The sequence below is a fragment of the Paenibacillus sp. OK076 genome (assembly GCF_900110055.1).
Lineage (GTDB): Bacteria > Bacillota > Bacilli > Paenibacillales > Paenibacillaceae > Paenibacillus.
The window spans coordinates 3,435,549-3,458,663 of sequence record NZ_FOCH01000001.1 but is presented as its reverse complement, the minus strand read 5'-3'; the positions used below and the strand labels follow the sequence as shown (position 1 = coordinate 3,458,663).

24 protein-coding genes and 1 other annotated feature are annotated in these 23,115 nt (G+C 45.3%); of the genes, 10 read left to right on the top strand and 14 right to left on the bottom strand.

From position 1 onward, the window contains the following. Position 1: 1 nt before the first annotated feature. The 4 genes from BMY78_RS15270 to BMY78_RS15255 all read right to left on the bottom strand — a co-directional run bounded on the left by BMY78_RS15270 (position 2) and on the right by BMY78_RS15255 (position 4,404). Complete coding sequence (locus BMY78_RS15270) at positions 2–1,240, bottom strand: aspartate aminotransferase family protein (protein ID WP_090900198.1); 1,239 nt, start codon at positions 1,238–1,240, stop codon at positions 2–4. A 90-nt stretch (positions 1,241–1,330) separates the two neighbouring features. Continuing rightward, entirely contained in the window at positions 1,331–2,539 is a 1,209-nt protein-coding gene (locus BMY78_RS15265; protein ID WP_090900196.1) for an MFS transporter, read from the bottom strand. 272 nt (positions 2,540–2,811) lie between these two features. Beyond that, positions 2,812–3,447: a hypothetical protein gene (locus BMY78_RS15260; RefSeq protein ID WP_090900193.1), complete on the bottom strand. Its 636-nt coding sequence runs from the start codon at positions 3,445–3,447 to the stop codon at positions 2,812–2,814. Between the two features lie 72 nt (positions 3,448–3,519). Further along, positions 3,520–4,404, bottom strand: coding sequence for a hypothetical protein (locus tag BMY78_RS15255; protein WP_090900190.1), 885 nt, complete (start codon positions 4,402–4,404; stop codon positions 3,520–3,522). 200 nt (positions 4,405–4,604) lie between these two features. Between BMY78_RS15255 and BMY78_RS15250 the strand changes: the two genes are divergently transcribed. After that, a complete protein-coding gene (locus tag BMY78_RS15250; RefSeq protein ID WP_090900187.1) occupies positions 4,605–5,297 on the top strand; it encodes a pseudouridine synthase in 693 nt (230 codons plus the stop codon). 98 nt (positions 5,298–5,395) lie between these two features. Here BMY78_RS15250 and BMY78_RS15245 read toward each other — a convergent pair whose 3' ends face one another. The 3 genes from BMY78_RS15245 to BMY78_RS15235 all read right to left on the bottom strand — a co-directional run bounded on the left by BMY78_RS15245 (position 5,396) and on the right by BMY78_RS15235 (position 8,500). Then, a complete protein-coding gene (locus BMY78_RS15245) occupies positions 5,396–6,319 on the bottom strand; it encodes a DMT family transporter (RefSeq protein ID WP_090900184.1) in 924 nt (307 codons plus the stop codon). After that, complete coding sequence (locus BMY78_RS15240; protein WP_090900182.1) at positions 6,316–7,167, bottom strand: AraC family ligand binding domain-containing protein; 852 nt, start codon at positions 7,165–7,167, stop codon at positions 6,316–6,318. The genes BMY78_RS15245 and BMY78_RS15240 overlap by 4 nt, the downstream gene beginning before the upstream one ends. 205 nt (positions 7,168–7,372) lie before the next feature. Further along, positions 7,373–8,500, bottom strand: coding sequence for an NADH:flavin oxidoreductase (locus tag BMY78_RS15235; protein ID WP_256222146.1), 1,128 nt, complete (start codon positions 8,498–8,500; stop codon positions 7,373–7,375). Positions 8,501–8,725: 225 nt separating this feature from the next. On the opposite strand from BMY78_RS15235, the gene BMY78_RS15230 reads away from it, so the two are divergent. Beyond that, positions 8,726–9,310, top strand: coding sequence for a TetR/AcrR family transcriptional regulator (locus tag BMY78_RS15230; protein WP_090900174.1), 585 nt, complete (start codon positions 8,726–8,728; stop codon positions 9,308–9,310). A gap of 148 nt (positions 9,311–9,458) precedes the next feature. Here the strand turns inward: BMY78_RS15230 and BMY78_RS15225 are convergent, their stop codons facing one another. Continuing rightward, positions 9,459–10,712, bottom strand: a complete 1,254-nt coding sequence (locus BMY78_RS15225; protein ID WP_090900171.1) for a cytochrome P450 — start codon at positions 10,710–10,712, stop codon at positions 9,459–9,461. Between the two features lie 97 nt (positions 10,713–10,809). Here BMY78_RS15225 and BMY78_RS15220 point away from each other — a divergent pair, with 97 nt between their 5' ends. The 3 genes from BMY78_RS15220 (at position 10,810) to BMY78_RS15210 (ending at position 12,926) form a co-directional block, all read left to right on the top strand. Further along, the gene (locus BMY78_RS15220) at positions 10,810–11,967 is read left to right on the top strand and encodes a YhgE/Pip domain-containing protein (protein WP_090900168.1); all 1,158 of its coding nucleotides are present in this window, start codon (positions 10,810–10,812) and stop codon (positions 11,965–11,967) included. Positions 11,968–12,038: 71 nt separating this feature from the next. Next, entirely contained in the window at positions 12,039–12,584 is a 546-nt protein-coding gene (locus BMY78_RS15215; protein WP_177185748.1) for a PadR family transcriptional regulator, read from the top strand. Positions 12,585–12,614: 30 nt separating this feature from the next. Further along, positions 12,615–12,926 carry a Dabb family protein gene (locus tag BMY78_RS15210; RefSeq protein ID WP_256222145.1) on the top strand — a complete coding sequence of 104 codons (312 nt, stop codon included), beginning with the start codon at positions 12,615–12,617 and terminating at the stop codon, positions 12,924–12,926. 102 nt (positions 12,927–13,028) lie between these two features. Here BMY78_RS15210 and BMY78_RS15205 read toward each other — a convergent pair whose 3' ends face one another. Further along, the gene (locus BMY78_RS15205; protein ID WP_090900159.1) at positions 13,029–14,090 is read right to left on the bottom strand and encodes an S-layer homology domain-containing protein; all 1,062 of its coding nucleotides are present in this window, start codon (positions 14,088–14,090) and stop codon (positions 13,029–13,031) included. A gap of 354 nt (positions 14,091–14,444) precedes the next feature. On the opposite strand from BMY78_RS15205, the gene BMY78_RS15200 reads away from it, so the two are divergent. After that, on the top strand, positions 14,445–15,761 hold the full coding sequence (locus BMY78_RS15200) for a nucleobase:cation symporter-2 family protein (protein ID WP_090900156.1): 1,317 nt from the start codon (positions 14,445–14,447) through the stop codon (positions 15,759–15,761). 161 nt (positions 15,762–15,922) lie between these two features. Here the strand turns inward: BMY78_RS15200 and BMY78_RS15195 are convergent, their stop codons facing one another. Then, positions 15,923–16,360: a YhfM domain-containing protein gene (locus BMY78_RS15195; protein WP_090900153.1), complete on the bottom strand. Its 438-nt coding sequence runs from the start codon at positions 16,358–16,360 to the stop codon at positions 15,923–15,925. Between the two features lie 224 nt (positions 16,361–16,584). Between BMY78_RS15195 and BMY78_RS15190 the strand changes: the two genes are divergently transcribed. From BMY78_RS15190 to tyrS, 4 genes are all read left to right on the top strand, one after another. Further along, a complete protein-coding gene (locus tag BMY78_RS15190; RefSeq protein ID WP_090900150.1) occupies positions 16,585–18,054 on the top strand; it encodes a protein adenylyltransferase SelO in 1,470 nt (489 codons plus the stop codon). Between the two features lie 66 nt (positions 18,055–18,120). Then, positions 18,121–18,579, top strand: coding sequence for an Imm63 family immunity protein (locus BMY78_RS15185; RefSeq protein ID WP_177185747.1), 459 nt, complete (start codon positions 18,121–18,123; stop codon positions 18,577–18,579). A 5-nt stretch (positions 18,580–18,584) separates the two neighbouring features. Beyond that, on the top strand, positions 18,585–19,034 hold the full coding sequence (locus tag BMY78_RS15180) for a DMP19 family protein (protein WP_090900143.1): 450 nt from the start codon (positions 18,585–18,587) through the stop codon (positions 19,032–19,034). A 99-nt stretch (positions 19,035–19,133) separates the two neighbouring features. Further along, positions 19,134–19,355 (top strand) — a binding site (T-box leader). A gap of 126 nt (positions 19,356–19,481) precedes the next feature. Further along, positions 19,482–20,741, top strand: a complete 1,260-nt coding sequence (gene tyrS, locus BMY78_RS15175) for a tyrosine--tRNA ligase (RefSeq protein ID WP_090900141.1) — start codon at positions 19,482–19,484, stop codon at positions 20,739–20,741. A gap of 146 nt (positions 20,742–20,887) precedes the next feature. Here tyrS and BMY78_RS15170 read toward each other — a convergent pair whose 3' ends face one another. From BMY78_RS15170 to BMY78_RS15155, 4 genes are all read right to left on the bottom strand, one after another. After that, positions 20,888–21,166 (bottom strand): YxcD family protein, encoded by a 279-nt coding sequence (locus BMY78_RS15170; protein ID WP_024630486.1) that lies wholly within the window; start codon positions 21,164–21,166, stop codon positions 20,888–20,890. A gap of 5 nt (positions 21,167–21,171) precedes the next feature. Then, positions 21,172–21,678 carry a hypothetical protein gene (locus BMY78_RS15165; RefSeq protein ID WP_090900138.1) on the bottom strand — a complete coding sequence of 169 codons (507 nt, stop codon included), beginning with the start codon at positions 21,676–21,678 and terminating at the stop codon, positions 21,172–21,174. Between the two features lie 98 nt (positions 21,679–21,776). Further along, positions 21,777–22,343, bottom strand: coding sequence for a PadR family transcriptional regulator (locus BMY78_RS15160; protein WP_090900135.1), 567 nt, complete (start codon positions 22,341–22,343; stop codon positions 21,777–21,779). 174 nt (positions 22,344–22,517) lie between these two features. Further along, on the bottom strand, positions 22,518–23,093 hold the full coding sequence (locus BMY78_RS15155; protein WP_090900131.1) for a beta-class carbonic anhydrase: 576 nt from the start codon (positions 23,091–23,093) through the stop codon (positions 22,518–22,520). Positions 23,094–23,115 lie beyond the last annotated feature (22 nt).

The window sequence follows — 23,115 nt, the reverse complement described above, 5'->3', positions numbered from 1 at the left end:
TTTAATGGACGCTGGCAAGCACCGAATCGAGTCGCTCTACAATTTCAACCAGCTCATCTTCTGTTGTGGTTAGCGATGGTCTGACCTTAACTACGTTCCCGAAGCCGTAACGTGACCCTCTTAAAATCAGATGCTCATCCGTGAAGGCACGGTCAATAATGGCGTTGGTTTTATCCGTATCCGGTTCATTATTGTCACCCACCATTTCTAATCCCCACATCAGCCCGACTCCGCGAGCTTCACCGATGCTTGGATATTTCATGGCCAAATCTTGCAGTAATCCACCTAAAATTTCACCTTTGCGTTTCACGTCATCCAGGAATCCAGGTTCGGATACAACCTCCAGGGTAGATTTGGCAGCAGTTACGGAGATCAGATTGCTTCCTGAGGTGAAGGAATGTTCATGCTTTTCCAGTACATTCAATCGGGACTGCATCAATACCGCAGCAACAGGTACACCGATTCCGCCGAGACCTTTGGCAAGGGTAATCATGTCTGGCTGGATATCGAACAGTTCGCTGGCGAACATATATCCAGTACGTCCGATTCCGGTCTGCACTTCGTCGGCAATAAGAATGATGTTGTACTCATCACACAGTTTACGCAGGCGCTTGAAATATCCTGCAGGAGGAATGATATTGCCGCCATTGCCGAGGATTGGTTCAATAATCATGCAGGCGACTGAGCCGGAGCTCGCATATTCTATAGCATCGGAGATAGCTTCAACGCATTGATATCCGCAGTCTCTGTTTGAAGATTTGAATGGGCAACGATAGCAGTATGGTGCAGGTACATGAACGGAGTTGGCAACAGCCGAGTTGGGGAAACGTTTACGCCGGAAGGCATTTCCCGAAATCCCGGTTGCAAATTGGGTCTGCCCATGATGGGACAGGTACAGGCTGATAATGTCTGTGGATTGCGTGTATTTCTGTGCAATTTTGGTGGCACATTCATTGGCGGTTGAACCCGTAATATCCCGCATCCATCCGGCATTAATGTCGTTTGGAGCATATTCAATCAGATGATCGAGCACTTCATCCACATACGGTTCTGTGAAGGAGGAAGACATATGCGTCAGATTGCCGACTTGTTCCTGAATTTTGCTCACGACATGCGGGTGATTGTAGCCCAGTGACAGGTTAAATGTACCGGATACGCCATCCAGATATTCAACGCCTGCATCGTCAATCAACTTAATCCCTTGTCCGGTTCTGAAGCGGTTTTTGGTTAAAGTTTGCATACGATTCCCTCCATAAATGTAATGTACTAGCCTGAACGATGATCAATAATTCCGGATTACGCAGGCATCACCCCTCTCAAGATGCAACGTTTAAATCTCTTTACTCTGATGTGCGAGAGTTCCACTTACGCTGCTGTTCCTTACATTCCAGAGATGAGAGAGTACGAGAGTGAGGAGCAGAATCAGACAAAATCCGGCCAAAATCCAGACCGTGTTCACTACAGGCCACGTACTCATGCTCCATCCAGTGACATACTGTAGAATGGCGCCACCGATGCCGCCTGAGGCAATCAGGATGCTGGTTGTGCGTTCAGTCATGCCCGGGATCAGAATGTTGGCATAGACCAGTGCGATACAGAACAGTCCTGACATGAACAATCCAGTTCCGAAGATTAGCAGATATGTTGCCCATTGGCCTGTAACGAACACCATGGCAACGGCGAACAGAAGTGTTCCTACCGTACTCCAAATCAGGAAAGGCATGTAGTTGACGGCCTCGGCAATTTTTCCCGAAAAAAGACGACCGATAATCATGGCAATCCATAGAATGGATACGCTGAGTGAAGCGACGGATTCCTGCAACTGCAAACGTTCGACCAGGATGGAAGGCAGGAAGTTCATCAGGCCTAACTCCAGACCCATGTAAACGAAGAAGAAGATGACGAAAATGGTGAGCAGCCCCAGATGTTTTCTGGAATACTGGGCCCTGCCCGTTGCATGTCCAACGGTATTTTCACCAGCTTGTTTCAGATAAGAAGCGGCGGAGGTGGGCATGGTTACCCATAGCAGCATGAGAATAAGGGATAACGCGGAAACGGTATAAAACGTAAGATGCCAAAGATCCAGCCAAATGTATAAGGCAGCGACTGCCGGAATGAGAAGTGCTCCGAGGGCAAAGTACACATCAAGCTTGGACATGGCGACTGCTTTCTGATTTTCCGTAAATTCTATCGTAAACGCACCAACGGAGGGTTCAATGATGCCAGACCCAAACCCGACAATAATGGTTAGAAGAAGAACAACTGTCCAGGATGGCAAAAATCCGAGAACGGCATAGGCGGCCACAATACAGATCAGTGCGATGGTTAACATGGATTTTCTGCCGATGCGGGCAGTCATGGAAGGAGCAACAAGCACCCCGACAAGAAAACCGAGGAACTGCAGAAACAACAAAAATCCGCCATCACTATAACCACGCTCGTAATGTGTCAATAAAACGGGTAGAAGTGCACCGAGTACAACGCTGGTTATGCCGATTAACAGATAAAAACCGCAGCTTAAAGCGAAAATTCTTCTCATAAGTTGTCCTCCTAAGATGGATATAAATTTTATATTATGTAAATAATGTTTCTTTCGTATATAACTTATACCATAATTATGCAATTGTACATGCTTTTTATTGTAAAATAATGTTAACTTTTGACGAATGAATGATCTTTCTCACACAATGTTCAGCCTAAAACGATTTCGTGTCGAAACAAAAAAAAGTTTCTTGTCAGTAATAGACAGGAAACTTCTTGACGTTCGGGAACATTAATCCGAATATGATTTAACTTAAGCAATCGTCCCCACTAAGCAGTCTGCACGAAGAAAATCCCATCCAAGGGAGCCTGAGCAGATGCAGGGCCAGTTCGTAATAACAAATATCCGGTTGCATCGGAAAGTCCCAGTATATCCTGATAGGGATCGGGGAAATCCGCGGAATAAATCTGACCTACGAATTGATAGTCCTCTAACAAATGGCTAATTCCATTCACACCGTTAGGTAGCATGGAAGAGAAAAATGAAAAGGCAGGGAAATCCTGTTCCTCAATCTCCATTTCCGTCAATCTTACTCCGCATAAAGGAATGGATTGAATGGGACATACGGAAGTCAGTGGCTCTGAAGTTATGGATACGTATGTACTTCCAGCGAGAATATTTTCCTTCCACTCCAGCTCATCTCCCGCATAGGTTACCTGATCCAAAAAGTATTCTGAAGCGGAATAACTGGAGAAGACCGAGATATACTTATCCGGTGGTAAAGAAGAAAGGATATGGTGCTGTTGTAAAAGTGTATTGCAATCGATGGAGAACAAATGCAACAAGGGCTGGCCCTCCGCATTAAGCGGCCAATTCGTAACATATGCAACTTCTCCGCCAATCCATACGCCAGTATTCTGGTTCGGATGATCAGGGTCAATTAAAAGTTGGGTAACTTTGTGCATGGGCAACTCCTTTTTATCTGGATTAAGCTGTTTATACAAACATCAATCATCAAATCTGACCGGTCGGTACGTTTAATCTTTGACTTGAATCACGTGTCCAAACAGCTTGTGCGCTTTGTCCCAATCGACGCCAAGTTTACCTTGCCAGCCGGCCCAAGGCATCTCCATATCAGAGCGGCCTTTGGTATTGTTAAGCTGCAACTCACCGTTCAGGATATGCTCGTTGTTGGTCCAATGGTCTGTACTTAGGGAGAGAACCTGATTGGGCAGCACACCTACCCTGGACAGCGCTTGAAGAATACTTCGACGAATCCCGGCGTGTCCTTTGACCAATTTCTCTGCAGTGAGTCGTTTCTCAAATTTTCCCGGGGATTCTTCGGCGTCAGCTTGATCCAGCATGTAAAGCAGTTGATTGAATGTGCTGATATCCTCGGGAGTCGCTTTAATGGGTCCTTGCTCAAGTAAGGTGACAAACTCTGTCAGATCGGCGTAAGCACCTACACTTGTCCCACTGTAATCATAACCCTGGTGGAGGGCGTATCGGATACTGGATAGATTCTTCCAGCTCTCATCACTATGGCTGAAACCGCAAACTCTGCAAGCAAGAAATTGTTCGGTCTCTTCGTAAGCATGCGCCTGAGAGTGAATCATCATATGGTAGCTTGCGAGCGTAGATATGCCTCGTGGATAACTGCCCCCGACCCCTGCAATAAATGCTTGGGTAATCGTGGACCAGGAAAGACGTTCATTCTGCTGGAAAGCGATTAGTTGTTGAAGGATATCATCATGGTGGATCAGTTCGAGATCATTAGCCACCCAGCCCTGTGCAGTTAGTAGCTCCTGTTCTGCTGCAGTTAGTGTATCCGTTTGATAGATCATTACTTCTCGTGCTCTGTCATAGTCACCATTGGTGTGTAAATATAACTTTTTAAGCACTCTCATACACTTTTTGTCCATGGTTAACTCCTTTTCTCAGTTTAATTTGGGTTTCCTATGTACCTCCGTATAACAATTCATTTGCTTCGTTTCATTATAAGTGAGATGATGTGGGATGAAAATCAGTACAAGGTACTACCCTATTGAACGAAGCCGATGAACTGACAACATAAGCTCGCTAATGAACAAGTGGCAATATTACAGATGAGAAGTGGTGGAGCATGCGAATTAACAAATACATAAGTGAAACGGGATATTGCTCCCGCAGGGAAACGAACCGATTAATTGCAGCAGGGCGCATCACGATTAATGGTAAAGTGTGTGAAAAAGGTGCGGACGTGGAGCCCGAGGATATCGTGCTCATTGATGGCCAGGAGATTCCTTTCAATGATCGCGAGCCTGTTTACCTTGCTCTGAATAAACCCATCGGCATTGTCTGCACCGCAGCAGAACAGGTGGAGGGAAACATCATTCAGTATGTGAATTATCCCTCGCGTATCTTTGCGATTGGCAGGCTGGATAAGGCATCTGAGGGTTTGATTTTTCTGACCAATGACGGAGATATTGTGAACAAGATGATGCGTTCGGAGCATAATCACGACAAGGAATACGTAGTGAACGTTGACAAACCAGTGACAGACGAATTCGTTCGAGCGATGTCGCAGGGGGTTGAGATTATGAATGTGGTGACGAAGCCGTGTGAGGTATATAAGCATAGTGAGAACGTATTTCGTATCATTTTGACTCAGGGGCTTAATCTGCAAATTCGCAGAATGTGTAAAGCCCTGGGTTACAGAGTGCTCAAGCTGGAGCGCATCCGAATTATGAATGTTACGCTGGATGGACTGGAACGTGGACAATGGAGACATCTGGAGAAACAGGAGTTGGAGAAACTTCTATCCATGTTGAATTAGAGAAAGGCATCGAAGCAATGTCCTTGGCAAAATGAAGAGAGGCACTAATCCGTCAGGATAAATGCCTCTTTTTTGAGTTATGGTAGACGAACCATGCACTATTGAAGTTTCGGCAAGGTACTACCGTAGTCTTTTCTTTGTACTTTCTTCTCTGATATAAATGACCCGAGCAACGTTAATAGAGCTCCGAGCAGCGTTATCCAGGTAATCCGTTCATGTAGAATCAGTGCAGAAGCGACGACAGTTATGACAGGCACCAAATAAATGTACACACTTGTTTTGACGGCTCCCAGCAGACTCACTGCCCGGTTCCAGGTTACAAAACATAAGGCCGAGGCACCCAGCCCCAGAAAGAGAAAATTCGAGAGGTTGGCCATGTTGGCGAAGCGCCCAAGATCGAAGTGGAATTCGAACAGGAACAAAGACGGCAGCATGAATAATAGTCCATAAAAAAATACTTTGCGTGTTGCACCGATGGTGTGATAGGGAAGTTCACCTATTTTGCGCATGATTACTGAGTAGATCGCCCACACAGCAGGTGCTACGAAAGCGAGCAGATCGCCCAGCGGATTTAGTTGCAGAATGAAACTGCCGTTGAATCCAATCAGGATAATGCCAGTCAAGGCAATGGCGAAGCCTACAATAAACCGCTTGTGCAATGTCTCTCCATCCAGAAAGAAATGTGCAAGGACTGCAGTAAAGAAGGGGGCAATTGAAACAATAACACCTACATTGGAAGCGAGGGTGTACACCAGTGCAATATTTTCAATAAGAAAATATAACGTAACTCCGCATACTCCAGCACCGATAAACAGCATTTCTTCTCGGAGCGAGGTAATTCGCATCAACCGTGGATAGATCAGGAAGAGCACTACATAGCCAATCACGAAACGGAAAAAGAGAATTTCCACCGGGGTGAAATCGATCAGCAGCATCTTAGTGGAGATAAACGTTGTTCCCCAGATCAGGATCGTAAGTAAGGCCAGCAGGTGTCCAGTGGAGGGTTTGTTCTGACCTGTCATGACAGATCATCCGCTGTGCGATTTGAATCCACTTCATGGTTGAAGATGCGTCTGTATTGCTTGGGTGTCAAGCCAATCAGCTTTTTGAAAAAATTCGTAAAGTGACTCTGGTCACTGAAACCGGTCTGCGCGGCGACCTCAATTGGGAGATTGCCTTGTTCCAATAGACGTTTGGCCTGATTGATGCGAATCGTTTCCAGGTAGCGGTAGGGAGATATCCCTTTTTGACGGGTAAATAAACGCAACAGATGATACTTGCTCAGTCCTGTTAACTCGACCAGCTGGCTCAGCGTAATGCTCTCCATATAATGAGTCTCTATGTACTCGCATATACGTCTGATCTCGATGGTGACGTCCTGGGCAGAAACGGGTGGATCGGCATCCGCATATTCTCTCATCAGTTGTTCCAGCAGAAAGAGCAGCAGCTCTTCTTTGTGAAAGTCAGCTTGCTCTTCCAAAATCATCTGATGCAGTTCGTGTAAAGAACCAACATGTTCGCTTTGGTAGAGAACAGGAGAAGTAAATCGGGGCAAGTAATCTTGTCCTGTAATTTCCTGTACATACTGGTGCATGACCTCAGGTTGAATGTTGATGCAGCGATAATCCAGAGTTCTGCCGTCCACCTGTTCGCAGGCATGGGGATCATGCGGATTAAAAATAATCATGTCTCCAGTGTTCAGCATATATTCTTCGTTATTACATACGAGATGGCGCTTGCCTTGCTCAATAAATCCGATGACGTAATAGTCATGAAAATGATTGGGGAATTTCTGCATAATGCCTTCGAATTGATAGGCTTCGAGCTGTAAATCGGTATCGAACACGACGGTTCGCACTTCGCGAGTCACCTGCTGCACCTTCTTTCTGGTAAGTTAAATGTCATTATAATATGAAAAGAAGGAACTTTCTTGGACGATATTGCTCGCTTTGTTTTGTTCAAACATGTAAAAAAGCCAAAATACCCGCTGTCCCTAACTAGATGGATGACGAGTATTTTGGTTCAATTATAGCTCATTTAATGGATAACCATATGAATTTGAACCGAAATTATTCTTATAGCAACGTAGCAAGTGCTTCTGGTGAAAAGGCCTGAATTTCATTCACACGGCCATCACGGATTTTCACGGCCCACGTCGGATCAGCAAGTAGTGCGCGTCCAACGGCAACCAGATCAAATTCCTCCTGTTCCAACCGATGAAGAAGATCATCCAAATCCTTATGTCCTGCACCTTTACCTTCCGTATAGAGACTGGTGAATTCATTATCCAGACCGACAGAGCCCACGGCTATCGTTGGTTTGCCTGTCAGTTTTTTCACCCAGCCGGCAAATCCAAGTTTCGAACTATCAAATTCCGGCTCCCAGAAACGTCGTGTAGAGCAGTGGAATATATCGACGCCGGCCTCTACCAGCACATTCAGGAATTGCTCCAGCTTATCCGGTGTGTCCAGCGGTTTGATGTCATAATCACTCATTTTCCACTGCGACAAACGGATGGCAATCGGATAATCGGGACCCACGGCTGTACGAATGGCTTGAATAAGTTCGGTAGCGAATTGCGTACGCTTGATTAGATCGCCGCCATAGCGGTCTGTCCGTGTATTTGTTCTGGCCCAGAAGAATTGGTCAACCAGGTAACCATGTGCTCCTTGAATTTCAATGCCGTCGAACCCAAGCCGTTTGGCATGAACTGCTGCGTCCACAAAAGCTTGAATGATGTTGGCGATTTCCTCCTCGGTCATTGGTGCACCGATCAAGTTTCCCTCAAGATCAATACCGGACGGCCCAATGGACGGAACTTCCGGATAAGGCTGTGATCCCGCTGGACGAGCCATACCCATATGCCAGAGCTGTGGAAAAATCTTGCCCCCGGCTTCATGGACTTGTCTGACGACTTCTGCCCAGCCGTTTAATGCTTCTTCGCCATGAAAACGGGGCACGCGTGGTTCGCTGGTTGCCGCCGGATGGTCAATAGTTACACCTTCGGTAATAATAAGTCCGACACCATTTTCGGCACGTCTGCGATAATAAGCTGCTACATCGGAGCCTGGCACACCATCTGGTGAGAAAGCCCGACCCATTGCGGGCATAACGATACGTGACTGCAGGGTTAAATGATGAATTGTATAAGGTTGAAACAGTTTTTCCGTCGATTGGACTTGTTGCTGCTGATGATTACTCAAGTCAAACACCTCCATAATAGTGCACCTCCAAGCGGGGTACGAGTGCAATAGTATCAATGGAGAATGCCTGTATCAACCGACGATTTAACCAATGTGTTGCTTAAGCGAAGCGACCATAATAATGTTGGTTTAACTCTGAATTACTTGTTGACCTAACAGGAGCTATTTATAATAGAGGCATTGAGAAGGTTGATTACAAGATCGATCAAAAGGGGTACTTTGTATATGTCAGGTGAGTTTTCTCCAAATCCCAATGACCCGCGGGTGATCCGAACCCGTCAATTAATTCAGGATGCGTTTTTTTATCATTTGAATAAAAAGGATTTCTCTGCTATCACGGTTCAGGATATTACGCAAAAAGCGACGATTAATCGGGCCACATTTTATGCCCATTTTGCAGACAAATATGAACTGCTTGAATCCGTTTTGTCCTATGCTTTCCAAGAATATGTTCTCAAACAGATTGATGTAGAGGCACATTTGACCGAAGAGACCTTGAAGCAACTGGTGATCTCGTTATGTAATTACCATGATTCAAGCAACCAGTGTATCAAGAAATATGAGTCCGTAGCGCCAATCTTTGAGGAAAACATTAAGGCTCAGTTAGAAAAGCTTGTTCTGGAGCTTGCCATGAGTCAAACACATGGTGCGGAGCCACCCAGAACATTGGCGTATTTGGCAACGATGCTGAGCTGGTCGATCTATGGGGTGACGTATCGTTGGAATCTGGAGGAGAGGCAGGAATCCCCGGCTGAGTTGGCCGAGCGAGTGGTGCCGTTTATGATGAATGGAACAGGTTTGCTGAATTAACGAACGGTAGAATTGAAGGATAGAGGATATCTATAAGGATAAGGGTAGAGAGAAAGAGCAGATGGGATCTGCTCTTTTTGTTTTGATAATATCGATAGAACTTATAGTAAAGATGACATATCCATATAAGCATTTACGTCAGATGTAATTACCTAGACAACTTCATCGGAAGGCTTGTTAAAGATTGTCCGGCCGCAGAAGCGGTCAGGTTTTCCTCCAGATTGAATCCTTGCACGGGTTCAATGTTGGTGAACGTTTTGAGAAATGCGGTCAGTACAATTTTGGCCTCTAGACGGGCCAGAGGAGCCCCCAGACAGAAGTGAGTACCAAAACCAAACGCAAGCTGTTTATTATTGTTCGCTCGATGAATATTCAAAGTGAACGGATCTTCGAACATGGTCTCATCCATATTGGCTGCACTCATCCACGCCACGATAGCGTCTCCCTTTTTCAGTTTAACTCCGAGCAGATCGTTATCCTCTTTGACCATACGGTCCATTTTGCTGATGTGAAAGCGATATCTCAGCATTTCCTCTACCGCGGCGGGGACAAGCTCAAGGTTATCCCTGAGTTCGGCATACAATTCCGGTTGGTCATACAGAAGAGCATAGAACGAGTTGGCCAGCAGGTTGCTTGTGGTTTCTATGCCGGCTCCCAGAATAAACATGGTGGTTCGCACGATCTCTTCATCCGTAAAGTGCTCGCCATCCAATTCCACCTGAATCAGGTCCGATATGATATCTTCTCCCAGATTGGACCTTTTGGACACAACGAAGGGATACAAGTACTTGAAATATTCTTCCCCGGCTATCTTTTTCATTTCGTTAATTTGATCAAAAGTGGCATCGGTAGTAGGCATAAACATGGTGTCCACCCAATCCTTGAACAAATGACGATCTTTGGAAGGAATGCCGAGCAGGTCCGACATGATAATGACAGGAAACATGCTTGTATAAGCTTCAACAATGTCCACTTCTGATTGACCTTCAAATTCGCTGATCAGCTCTTCAGCCACAGCCTCGATTCTCGGTTCCCAGAGCTTGAGACTTCTGGGTGTAAATGCACTTGCCAGCAATGATCTCCGCTTGCGATGTTCCGGCGGATCTACGTTGTGAATATCCAGCTTGTCCGGCATGTGATGCTCACTGTCCGCACCTTCTTCTTCACTTGAATATCCCACGTTAACAATAGATCTTTTTCTCACACTGGAGAAGTGCTCGTGATCATTAAGCACGGTTTTGACAAGATCATACCTGAATACATGCCAGGAATCGGTCTCTTCATTGTAGATGACGGGTTCCTGATTCAACATGCTGCGATACCAACGGTAGGGACTGAATTCTTCTTCTTTCGATTGGAAATTCGTGATTTCAGACAGAGAAATAATAGAGCTCTTCGTCATTCGTTTCGCCTCCTTGGTTGGTCTCATTGACAAATATAACAAACAAGAGTACTTTAATTCAAGTAGTTTAAATTGAGATAATAAGGTGGAATAGAGAGTGAAGAACATACTGAAGCACGGTGGAGTCAAGGCAGGCATATTTATGATCGTTTTTTACCAAATTGTAATGTTGACCGTTTTCATGTCGGGGTATAGCGTAATCCCCAAAAATGTAACGAATCTTACGGTCGCTATTGTCAACGAAGACCAGCAATCCGGAACTGAATTTGTACAAAAGTTGCAAGAACAATTGCCATTTAAAGTCGTTACCAACGAATCATTAGAACAGGCGAAGACGGGGCTGGAAGACCGGGATATTCATATGATCATACGTATACCGGGTGATTTTACGGAGAAACTGTCTGAACAGGACGGTAAAGCTCAGTTACAATACCTGATTAATGAATCGAACCCAACAACAATCACGAGCTCCATGAAAAATGTGGCAGCTGAAATCACCGCGCAGATGGGTGCACAGGTTCAGGCACAGAGCTTCGAGGGTGTGTTGAGCAGTATGCAAATTCCTGCCGAGCAATCGAAACAGATTGTGGAATCCACTATGGGCAAAGTGTCATCCGACATCGTTCTGAGCAATCCGCAGCCAGCAGGCATGCAGAATCAGATGGCACCGATGTTCATCACCATGGCGCTCTATGTTGGAGCCATGATCTATGCGATGCAAAGCATTGGCGGAATGAAGCAGCTGCAAGGACAAATGGGGAAATGGAACGCATTTTTTGCAATGCGAGGTACGAATTTGCTTGTTTCCATCGTTGCTCCACTCGTAGGGATCGGCATTTATTTTATGGTGCAGGGGTATGGCGTGGACGTGTTTATGAAAATGTGGATGGTCCACAGTTTACAGCTGTTTGTGTCAATTGAGTTCACCAGCATCTTTATCATGCTTCTCGGTCAAGGCGGAATGCTGGTCAATATGATATTTGTACTCAGCCAGTCCATTGCAAACGGGACGTCCATGTCACCGGAGATGATGCCAGCATATTTCAAATTCGTGAGTCAAATTACACCGATGTTCTATTCAACACATCTGGATTATAATATTCTCTTTGGCGGAGGGAAGACGGTAGAATATGCGGTTGGACTGGCATTGGTGGGCTTGGGAGCCTTTGTGATCAATACAGCCATTCATCATTTCAAAAAAGCCAAACAGACTGATATAACACAGGAGCCTGTACAACAGCCCGTTATGATATAAAATAGAAGTGATAAGGGTAGGCGATCAGGAAGAAGCTGTACCCTTGGAAGAGCAGAATGGGGGCAGTCACAATGTCGATTCAAATTTTTATACTCGGTGCACTAAGTGAGGGGAATTGTTATCCCTATGATATTAAGAAACGAATTGGGAAACATCTGGATCAAACGGATGCCAAGATTACGGAAGGCACCATTTATTATAATTTTGAAGTGTTGCTGAAGAAGGGCCTGATCGAGAAGGTTGAAACGATTCAGACTGAAAATCGACCGGATAAAACGACATATGGAATCACCGAAAAAGGACGTCAGTCCCTTGAAGAGAGCATATATAAGGTGTTTCAGAAGTTTACGAATGTACAGTCCTTATACGCTGCGTTGGTTCATTTGGATAAGGTGGATAATCAGAAAATCGCATATTTGATTGAGGATATTATTGAGAAGATGAATAAGAGGCTTGAATACATTGATTCTCATACACCTCAGGAGATTGATGTGCAGGAGGATCTGAAAGATGCACTCCTGTTAATGCGAGATCATGCCTACCACTCTATTCAAAGTGATATAATCTGGCTACAGAAGCTGCTGCATCATGTTCAGAGCAGAGTATTAAAAAGCTGAATAACTTGTTAAAGGAATGAGGAGGAGAAAATGATGTATGAACATTTGGTCGCATTTAAATTGAACGATAAAATCACTACGGTCAAACAGCAAGAATTGGTGGCTCAATTGCTCGCTTTACAGGAACAAATTCCTGGAATTGTGGATCTGACCGCAGGCGTTAATGTAACAGAGGAGACGGATCATATTCAGGGCTTCACACTTGGCCTGAGAGTGACGTTTGAAGATCAGGAGGCACTGCGTGCTTATGGCCCGCATCCTGCACATCAGGCATTTGTAACCTCTCTGAATGAGTGGGTGGAGAATGTAATTGTGGTCGATTATCCGATCCCCTCAAGATGAGGGGCTTGGGTTGTCTGAAATAGTTGTTTAATGGTTTATTGAAATAACAAAAAGCACTGAACCCGGTTCAGTGCTTTTTGTTATTTATCAGTGTTTCTGATGTTATCCCTCATAAGGTAAAACCGCATAGATTTTCCAGGTGTTATCATCCATTTTCTTGAGCCTATACAACCCGTCTAATGAAATGGTTTCTTCGTTTAGGTCCTTACCTGCATTGATGCTCGTTTTAATTTTGCCGCCATTCGCTTCCAATACGGCATATTGATTGGAGCGCTCCACAATGGAGAAAACAGGTTTGGAGATCCATTCAATATCCATCTGGCTTTGCTCATCCAGAGCGGATGTCAGATCTTCAAGTGAAGTGAGATTAAAGGAGAGCTGATAACCGGTGTAATATGTAGCATAGATATCAGACACTTGATTGTAGCTGTGTTCAGACATCGACGTAATCTCCTGTTCGGTTGCGTTGGAAGCCAGAGTAATCAGTTCAGTTGTATCAGGGAGCTGGGTTTGTTCCAAACGTAAAGCCCGCTCTAGCATGACAACCGATTGGGCGCGAGTGGCTTTCGCAAACGGTTGAAACGTGGTGGTCGTCATACCCGAAACGATCCCTGCTTGGCTTGCTTTTGCAATGGCCGAGGCTGCGTAATAGTTGGGGACATCCTTAAAGGTTTTGGCAGAGCCTTCAAATTGGATGGAGCTGGAGAAAGTCCGTACAACCATAACGGCAATATCTCCGCGGGTGATAGGGAGATCTGGACCAAATTCAGTACTGGATATGCCTCCAACTACGCCAAGTGAACTAGCGATCCGGACCGCATCGGCATACCATTTGCCTGCGTTCACATCATTAAAGGCTTTCCCTTGAGCAGTGCTATGTAGCCCTGCCGCCTGTACAAGAATAGAAACAAATTCTGCACGGGTAATGGGATGATTGGGCTTGAGAGCCACTTCGCCAGTACTTAGGGGATACCCGTTTAGTAAATCAGCATTAACGAAGTTGTCAAGGGTATCGTATGCCCAGTGATCGTCAATGTCTGTTGGATAGTATAAGTCCAACGATTTGTAGGAATCGGCAGCAGCGGCCTTATTCCAAGGACAGGCTAGTAACACTAAAAGCATGGTTAAGTAAAATAGGGTGATACCTTTAAAATTTTGTCTCATCTAGGAAGTTCCTCCCGAATTTCTCAAATTTGCCGTTAATCATCATAACAGAGATCAAGAGATTGATCTAAAGGAAATCTTTACTACTAAATCGTGACGTGTATTTATCCTTGGCGAAGAAGTATGAAGAGTGCAACGTTATTCAACTTTTGTTGTTATATTAACTGACGTATAATAGGTCGATTATGTGTTAATTTTGTATAAGAAGCATAAAAAGACTGAATCTATTTATATTTTGTAACAATTCCGCAACATGAATCATGGAACTTGAAGCAATTGTTTATATAATGTGAATCAACATAACATGATTTTTGCAGCGGTAAAGTGATTCTAAATTACAGGGGGCAGGTAGGGATGAGAGAAACCAAGAGAATGAGGATTTTTTCACTGGGAATTCAGCACGTATTGGCGATGTATGCCGGGGCCATTTTGGTTCCGCTGCTTGTGGGGAGGGCGCTAAACCTGACTGCAGAACAATTGGCGTACCTGGTATCGATTGACCTGTTAACCTGTGGTATCGCGACATGGCTTCAAGCACGTAAAGGGAAGCACTTGGGGATTGGCTTGCCAGCAGTTCTTGGAAGCTCATTTGTTGCTGTGACTCCCATGATTGCGATTGGATCACAATATGGAATTCCGGCCATTTACGGTTCCATCATAGCAGCAGGGATATTCATCGTAATATGTGCTGTCTTCTTTAGTAAAATCGTCAAACTGTTTCCTCCCGTCGTGATTGGAACAGTCGTAACCATTATTGGTCTGGCGTTGATTCCAACCGGCATCAAAAACATGGCAGGAGGAGCAAACAGCGAAAATTTCGGAAGTCTGGACAATCTGGCCCTCTCATTCGGAGTACTGCTCTTCATTCTGGTGCTGAATCGATATGCTCGCGGCTTTGTCAAATCCCTCGCAGTCCTCCTCGGTATTATTGTGGGTACCCTCGTCGCTGCCCTCATGGGGAAAGTGAATTTCAGCTCTGTACAGGAAGCCTCCTGGTTCCATTTGCCCCAGCCCTTTTATTTTGGATGGCCTACCTTCGAAATCGGTCCGATCATTACCATGATTATTGTCGGCACCGTTGTCATTATCGAATCTACAGGTGTGTTTATGGCCTTGAGCAAAATCTGTGATCAACCGATTAACGATAAGGATTTGGCACGAGGATACCGCGCAGAAGGTCTGGCGTTTGTCCTTGGTGGAATCTTCAATGCTTTTCCGTATAACACATTCGCCCAGAATGTCGGTTTGGTACAGCTCTCCAAAGTGAAAACGACCAATGTGGTTGTTGCAGCCGGAGGTATCCTGATTTTTCTCGGACTCATCCCCAAAGTTGCGGCATTCGCAACGATTATTCCCAGCGCGGTACTCGGCGGGGCAACGGTTGTTCTGTTCGGCATGGTAGTCTCATCCGGGATTAAAATGCTGCAACATGTGGATTTCAGCAAGCAATCCAATCTGTTAATCGTTGCTTGTTCGGTTTCACTCGGTCTTGGCGTCACGGCTGTGCCGGATCTGTTTGCCCAGCTGCCTCAAAGTATCCGCATTATTGTTGGTGACGGTATTATCACAGGTAGTCTGTGCGCCATTCTGCTCAATATCTTTTTTAACCTCGGATTTAAAAAAGAGAGTCTGCCCGTACAGCCCGTACAGGCTCAAGAAGCACATACGTAAGATCATCTTGCTAACAGGTATGCGATCTGAATAAATGGAACAGACCCAAGATGGTATTCATTGAGGTGGAATGATCGGAATGATTCCCCTCGCAAATGAACCTCTTGGGTCTTTATGTTGATAAACTGCAGAGTCTGCAGAGTACAATTGGATATTTTTATTCAAACATACCCCGGAAGCTTTTCACCTGTGATAAGTTCGAAAAGTTTGGCAGATTTCTTCTTAGTTAATTGAACATAAGTAGGCTTGCTTTCAATAATGATTTCAACTTGATCCTGATTAGGACTGATCCAGAGGCTATAGATGACACTTTTATCTGAGGAATCTGTGTTCTTTTTCTCGAAAAAGAATTTATAATCCGGAGGCCGTACCATATCCGCTATAGTATTGTTCGATGGGATAGAGGCGGTGATGTTCCTGATGGCTTGCACCTGTGCTGGATCGGTAATTTTTCTATACAGGGTGTATTGATTGGAGTTCTCAACCGGTTGTTGAACGATAACCTGATTTCCCTTTGATTGTATGTTGTCCGCTGAACACCCGGTAAGGCACATAAATAAAAGCGTCACACAGCCAATCACATAGATATATTTTCTCAATCTGATCCCCCCTTGAAACTTAAACGGTGCCTGGGGTATGAAAGTTACAGCAGGATGAATGCAAAAGGGATATAAATATGCTAAAGTTTCATCATGAACATGCTACATGTTCTTCCCGTTGAATTTCCATGCGACTACATAAATGAGCATTGGTTCACAAGGCTAAAATAAAACGAAGAGATATCCTGATATCGCTTGGTTACAGAAAAGGAGTTGTGATTACCATGCAACAAGAAACGTTGAAAAAAGGCTGGCACTTTGACAATAGTTATGGACGTTTGCCACAGACCTTTTTTACAAATCAGGGTGCGGTACCTGTTCAATCACCAAAATTGATCATCTTCAATACATTGCTTGCAGCCAGCCTGGGGCTGAATGTTGAGGCACTGAACACTGATGAAGTAGCGGAGGTGTTTGCAGGAAACCTGATTCCGGAAGGTGCCGAGCCTCTGGCTCAGGCCTATGCAGGTCATCAGTTCGGCAATTTTAACATGCTTGGTGATGGACGGGCTTTGCTGCTGGGAGAACAGATCACGCCACAAGGCGAGCGAGTGGACATCCAGCTGAAAGGTTCGGGAAGAACCCCATATTCTCGTGGAGGCGATGGACGTGCTGCCGTTGGACCCATGCTGCGAGAGTATATTATTAGTGAAGCGATGTATGCACTGGGGATTCCAACAACGCGAAGTTTGGCGGTTGTGTCTACTGGAGAAAACATTACACGTGAAACAGAGCGCCCTGGTGCAATCCTGACACGAGTAGCTTCAAGTCATTTGCGTGTAGCAACCTTCCAATACGCAGCCAGATGGGGATCAATTGATGAGCTCAGAGCATTGGCGGACTATACACTGAAACGGCACTTTCCCGATGTTGCCGAAGCCGACAATCGCTATCTGCAGCTGCTTCAGGAAGTCATCCAGCGGCAGGCTTCACTTATTGCTAAGTGGCAGCAGGTTGGTTTCATTCATGGCGTAATGAATACGGATAATATGGCCATCAGTGGTGAAACCATCGATTATGGGCCGTGTGCATTTATGGATGCCTACAATCCAGCGACAGTATTTAGCTCCATTGACACGCAAGGTCGATATGCTTATGGAAATCAACCGTATATTGGCGGCTGGAATCTGGCTCGATTTGCCGAGACGCTACTGCCACTGCTGCATGAGGATGAAGATCAGGCTGTACAAATCGCCCAGGATGCCATTGCACAATTCTCTGAATTGTATCATCACCACTGGCTCTCGGGAATGCGGAGCAAACTGGGCTTGTTTAATGAAGAGGCTGAGGATGAAGTGCTAATCAGGGATCTTCTTGAATTGATGGAGAAGCATACTGCAGATTACACAAATACGTTTCTCGCACTAACCTTTGATACGCTTAACGGATCTCCCTTGTTCGACACTTCAGAGTTTGCAGAATGGAATGAGCGTCGCCAGGCAAGATTGGGCAGACAACAGGAAGGGAAAGAAGAATCGCAGCAATTGATGAAGTCTAACAACCCTGCGGTGATTCCTCGTAATCATCGGGTGGAAGAAGCACTGGACCGAGCAGAGAATCACGGAGATCTTAGTGTGATGGAAAAACTTCTTGCTGTTCTTTCCAACCCGTTTGCACATTCTACCGAACAGGCTGAGTACGCGGAACTGCCTACGCAGTGCGATACCTCCTACCGGACTTTTTGTGGAACCTGATTGAAAAATTGTTATGAAGAGGCTGCCATTGGCAGCTTTTTCATTATCATGTCGAAAGGAGATTTTATGTCCAACATACGAAGCAAACCAGAGATTGCAAAAACTCTTTTTCAGTTGCTTGAGCGCACATCCTTCCGCAGGCAGGAGATGGAGAACTATGTTAACCGCTTGTTTGAGAGCCATAAATGGGAAGGTGTTCCATATGTAGAGAGTGAAAAGAATGCATATATAGTTCGTAAATACGAGCGTGGCATGGTCATGTTGGAAAAAAGAATGAAACAGACAGAAGAAGTAATCTACTGGCTGCTGGAGGATATCATTTTTACGGCAGCGCATGTGGAATTGCTGAAACGATATGGTGTGGATAATAAACAGACACACTTGAATTACACAAACGCAGTGACGCAAGAATTGACTCAAAGTGTTGAGAAGGCTTTCCAACAGCTCGGTGATCCTTACTTGTATTGGCATCAGACGGGTAAACGGCATGATCTGGAGAGGCTGGAACCAAGAAAAGAGAGGTGATTGACGTGAGTGAACAGGATATTAATGATGTGTGGTATGAATATGCGTTAACCTTTGCGGGGAAAAAGAATGAATCCGCTCAGGGCTGGGCTGCGTTAACAACGAATGAACAGGAAATTGCTGCTTTATGGCTGCTAGAGGTGGATGTCTTTAACGGTGGTTTTGTTCAATTTTTCTGCAACTGGGGAGAAGAGGCGTACCTTTATGCGTTGCGGGCATTACATACGATTGGTGCGACTCAAGTGTTGGATATCATTAAGTCAGCATACGGCTGCATTGAGCATTTGGAAGAGGATGAAAGACTTACCGGACTGTGGGATATTCCTAAGTTTCTAACATCAGAGGAGGAACACCAGCTGGATACGCTGGATCAGCAATTTTGGAATAATGAAGATCAGATTGCAGAAAAGGCATATGCATATTATCACAGGAAGTTGAACATGATGTCTTTATAAGTTAGGTATAGGCGCTCATCTGTTGCTCTATCTAAAGTTTAAATACTTGGTCTTGCAATGATATTAACGTTCGGCTATACTGGCTATAAATTGAATACATGAATTACGTTGATAGAGCGCAGTAGCGGCTTTGTCCCTGTTACAGAAAGTCAGGGGTTGATGGAACCTGATACATACAAGGGCTGCGAATTACACTCTGGAGTACTTGGGTAATGCCAAGCGGAATGGCAAACGATATTTTGCTGAAAGCGGTATGGACAGCGTGTGAGTTGTTGTCTGTGCAAGTTGGGTGGTACCACGGTTATGATAATCGTCCCTATGTCTATTGAAGACAAGGCGGCGATTTTTTTGTGTCCAAAAAAGGCTCACCCGGCTTAGCTCCTTGTGAATTCACTTTTAACGTAGATCATGGCCTAATACCATTGCATAGAGAAGGGGTTGTTTGTTTTGAATATTATTGATGAACTGGAATGGCGTGACGCCATTAATCAACAGACGGATGCGGAGGGTCTGCGTGAGCTGACCGAGACGACGTCGGTTTCATTGTACTGCGGGGTTGACCCTACAGGAGACAGCATGCATATCGGACATTTGATCCCGTTCATGATGCTGAAACGTTTCCAACTTGCTGGGCACCGTCCAGTGATTCTAATTGGTGGGGCAACAGGAACCATTGGTGATCCAAGTGGTCGTCAATCGGAACGTTCCCTGCAAACGTTGGAAGAGGTACAGGCCAATGTGGATGCTCTGACTGCACAAATGAAAAAGCTTTTCGTAACGGATGGCGACAATCAGGTACGTATGGTCAATAACTACGACTGGACACACAAAATCAATGTGATTGAATTTTTGCGTGACTACGGTAAAAACTTTAATCTCAACACGATGCTGGCTAAAGATGTAGTTGCGAGCAGACTGGAAGACGGAATTTCGTTTACCGAGTTCTCCTACCAGATTCTCCAATCGCTCGATTACCTGCACCTGTTCCAACATGAGGGTGTACAGCTGCAAATCGGTGGTTCCGATCAATGGGGCAACATTACAAGCGGTCTGGACCTGATCCGTAAAAAAGAAGGGCCAGAAGCTAAAGCTTACGGTCTGACGATCCCGCTTATGCTCAAATCCGACGGTACGAAATTCGGTAAATCTGCAGGCGGTTCCATATGGCTGGATGCGAATAAAACGACTCCATTCGAATTCTACCAGTTCTGGGCGAACACGGATGACCGTGATGTAATTAAATACCTGAAGTACTTCACGTTCCTAAGCAAAGAAGAGATTGAAGCTTTGGCTGAAAAAGTAGAAGCGGAGCCGCACAAGCGTGAAGCACAAAAGGCACTCGCTGAAGAAATGACGAAATTTGTTCACGGCGACGATATGCTGGAGCAGGCGAAACGCATTACCGCAGCACTCTTCAGCGGAGATATTCGTTCCCTTACAGCCGACGAAATCGAGCAGGGATTCAAAGAAATGCCGACCTTCGAAACCGATGGTGAAGCGAAAAATATTGTAGATTGGCTCGTGGATCTTGGCCTGGAACCATCCAAACGTCAGGCACGTGAGGATGTCACCAAAGGGGCTATCTCCATGAATGGTGAGAAAGTGACGGAACTGGAATTCACGGTCTCTGCAGAGCACGCAATCGGCGGTAAATTCATAATTATCCGCAAAGGCAAAAAAAACTACAGTCTTGTGAAATTGAAATAGCCACAGGATTGTAGTATGAATCTTGGGAAGGTAATAGCGAAGGCATTATCTTCCCAAACAACACCAAAAAAGGACCGTCCCCAATCATGTCATTGACATCATGGAGACGGCCCTTTTTATATGCCATCCGCAAATGGCTTATTCATTTATTGATTTACAATCGCTGTGATCTCTTCATCCAGATCCAGTCTTACATTCTCACGGTAAGCCCGAATGTCGTATTCACTGTGCAGGTAGCGCAGGATCGCTTCGATCATGTTGGATTCGACCAGATACTGACTGCGGCCTTGAATCCAGACTTCAGCGGAATATCCCGTATCTTCTTCCCAGCTCAGTTCCACATTGACATCGGTTGGGCGAACACCCTTGCGTTCAGCCATGTGAATACAGATCGCGTTGACAATTTCATCCATACTCAGAACCATAGAGATTAGTACCGTCCGTTTCTGTTACGGTCATCATCATCACGATCATTACGGCGGTCATAACGACCATCTGCTGCTGGTTTACGGCGATTCGTAATGGCTCTGAACAGGGCCATTGCCAGCATTACGATCAGCATGATTGCAGCTACGTTTACGAGCAATCCAAGAATGTTACCCAGAGCGCCCATGCCACCGAACAATCCGCCGAACATCATACCAGCAAGACCACCCAGCATCATACCTTTCATGAATCCACCGCCACCACCGAAGAATCCGCCACGGTTCGTTGTAGCTGCTCCATTGCTGGAGTTGTTATTCGTATTCGATTTACTCACATTACTGTTGGAATCGGATTTCTTAGGTGTGTTGGTATAACTTTTGGTTCCCGATTTGAAACCGCCACCACGTCTAGCGTCAGCAGAATCCGGATTCGCGACTCCGACTGTTGCAAACAGCAATGTAAAGGCCATGAAAACCATCATGAGATGTTTAATTCCGAATTTTTTCTTCATTGTAAAGATCGAACCCCCCGATAAATTTGTTTGATTACCCCAAAAATGGGCCTTACTCAAGTAATACGGTCAACTTGCAGGAACGTTTCAAATTTTGTTTATTTTTCTGAAATACTTGGACAAGGGTCCTGAATTGCCGCTTGACCATCCAGTAGCTGGGTTACCCAGTTACACCATTCGATACCCGTTTGTGCGTTCATCAACCCTTTTTGTACCAGAATGTAACTTCCGAATTCCCGACTGCCTACTCGCAAATGATCCTGAGGGATTCGGGACTTCAAATCTTCGAAATAACGGATGCGTTCCATGAACCAGTTTTTGCGCTCATTCAAAATGCGTCTCATGCTTCCGTCTTCCGCAATGCCTACACATAAAATGCGCAGATTGAACTCGTCGCGCGTAACTGGAGCGGTAACGGGAGTGGTCATCCATCCCAGCAGTTTTTCAATACCTTTCTCCGTGACTGCATACATTTTCTTGTCTGGTTTGTCAGACTGTTGTACCCAGCGGGAGGCTAAAAGCTCATCGTTTTCCATTTTGGAGAGGAGGGGATAGATCTGACTGTGTTTAGCCTGCCAATGCGGCTGGATCTTCAGCATTAGATCATAACCTGATGACTCCTCGCGGGTAAGAAGCCCGAGCAATCCGTAGGAAAGTATGTTCATGCACATGTCTCCTTAATATTAGGGCTGGGCCAGCGAAAACAATGCAAATTGTTCTCATTGACCGCTTTCATAAAAGTGTACACTGAAACTGTATGGTTTGACAACCTGACAGAACAACTGCCTCAATTTAGACAAAAAAAGAGTGCGGACCCTGAGGTCCGCACCCAAAACCATTTAGAGAGATGTCTGTTGCCCGTACCCATCTGCGACAAGATCAAGTTCACCCGTGTAGGAGTCGATGACCATGCCGTGAACGGGTACAGTAGGTGGAAGCAATGGATGTTTCTTAATCACTTCCACAGTATGTTTTACCCCCTCTTCAACGCTGTCAAACCCGCGTAGCCACTTTTGTAAACGTATGCCCGAGTTCTCCAGTGTGCTCATGACTTCCTCGGATACACCCCGTTCAACCATATGTCCAATCATAGTCTCTGCATGCAGGGAAGCCATACCGCATTCCGTATGTCCAACAACCAGTACTTCATCGGCACCAAGCTCATAGATGGCAACGAGAACACTACGCATAACAGACCCGAAAGGTTGAGAGATGATTGCGCCAGCGTTTTTGATGATTTTCACATCGCCATTTTTCAGGTTCATGGCCTTGGGCAGCATTTCCACCAGACGGGTATCCATACAAGTGATGATGACCATCTTTTTGGTTGGGAATTTGCCAGCCGTATACTTTTCGTATTCTTTAGTCTCGACAAATGATTTGTTGTAAGCCAGAATCTCTTGAATGTTGTTCATGTCCATTGCCTCCTGTTATCCA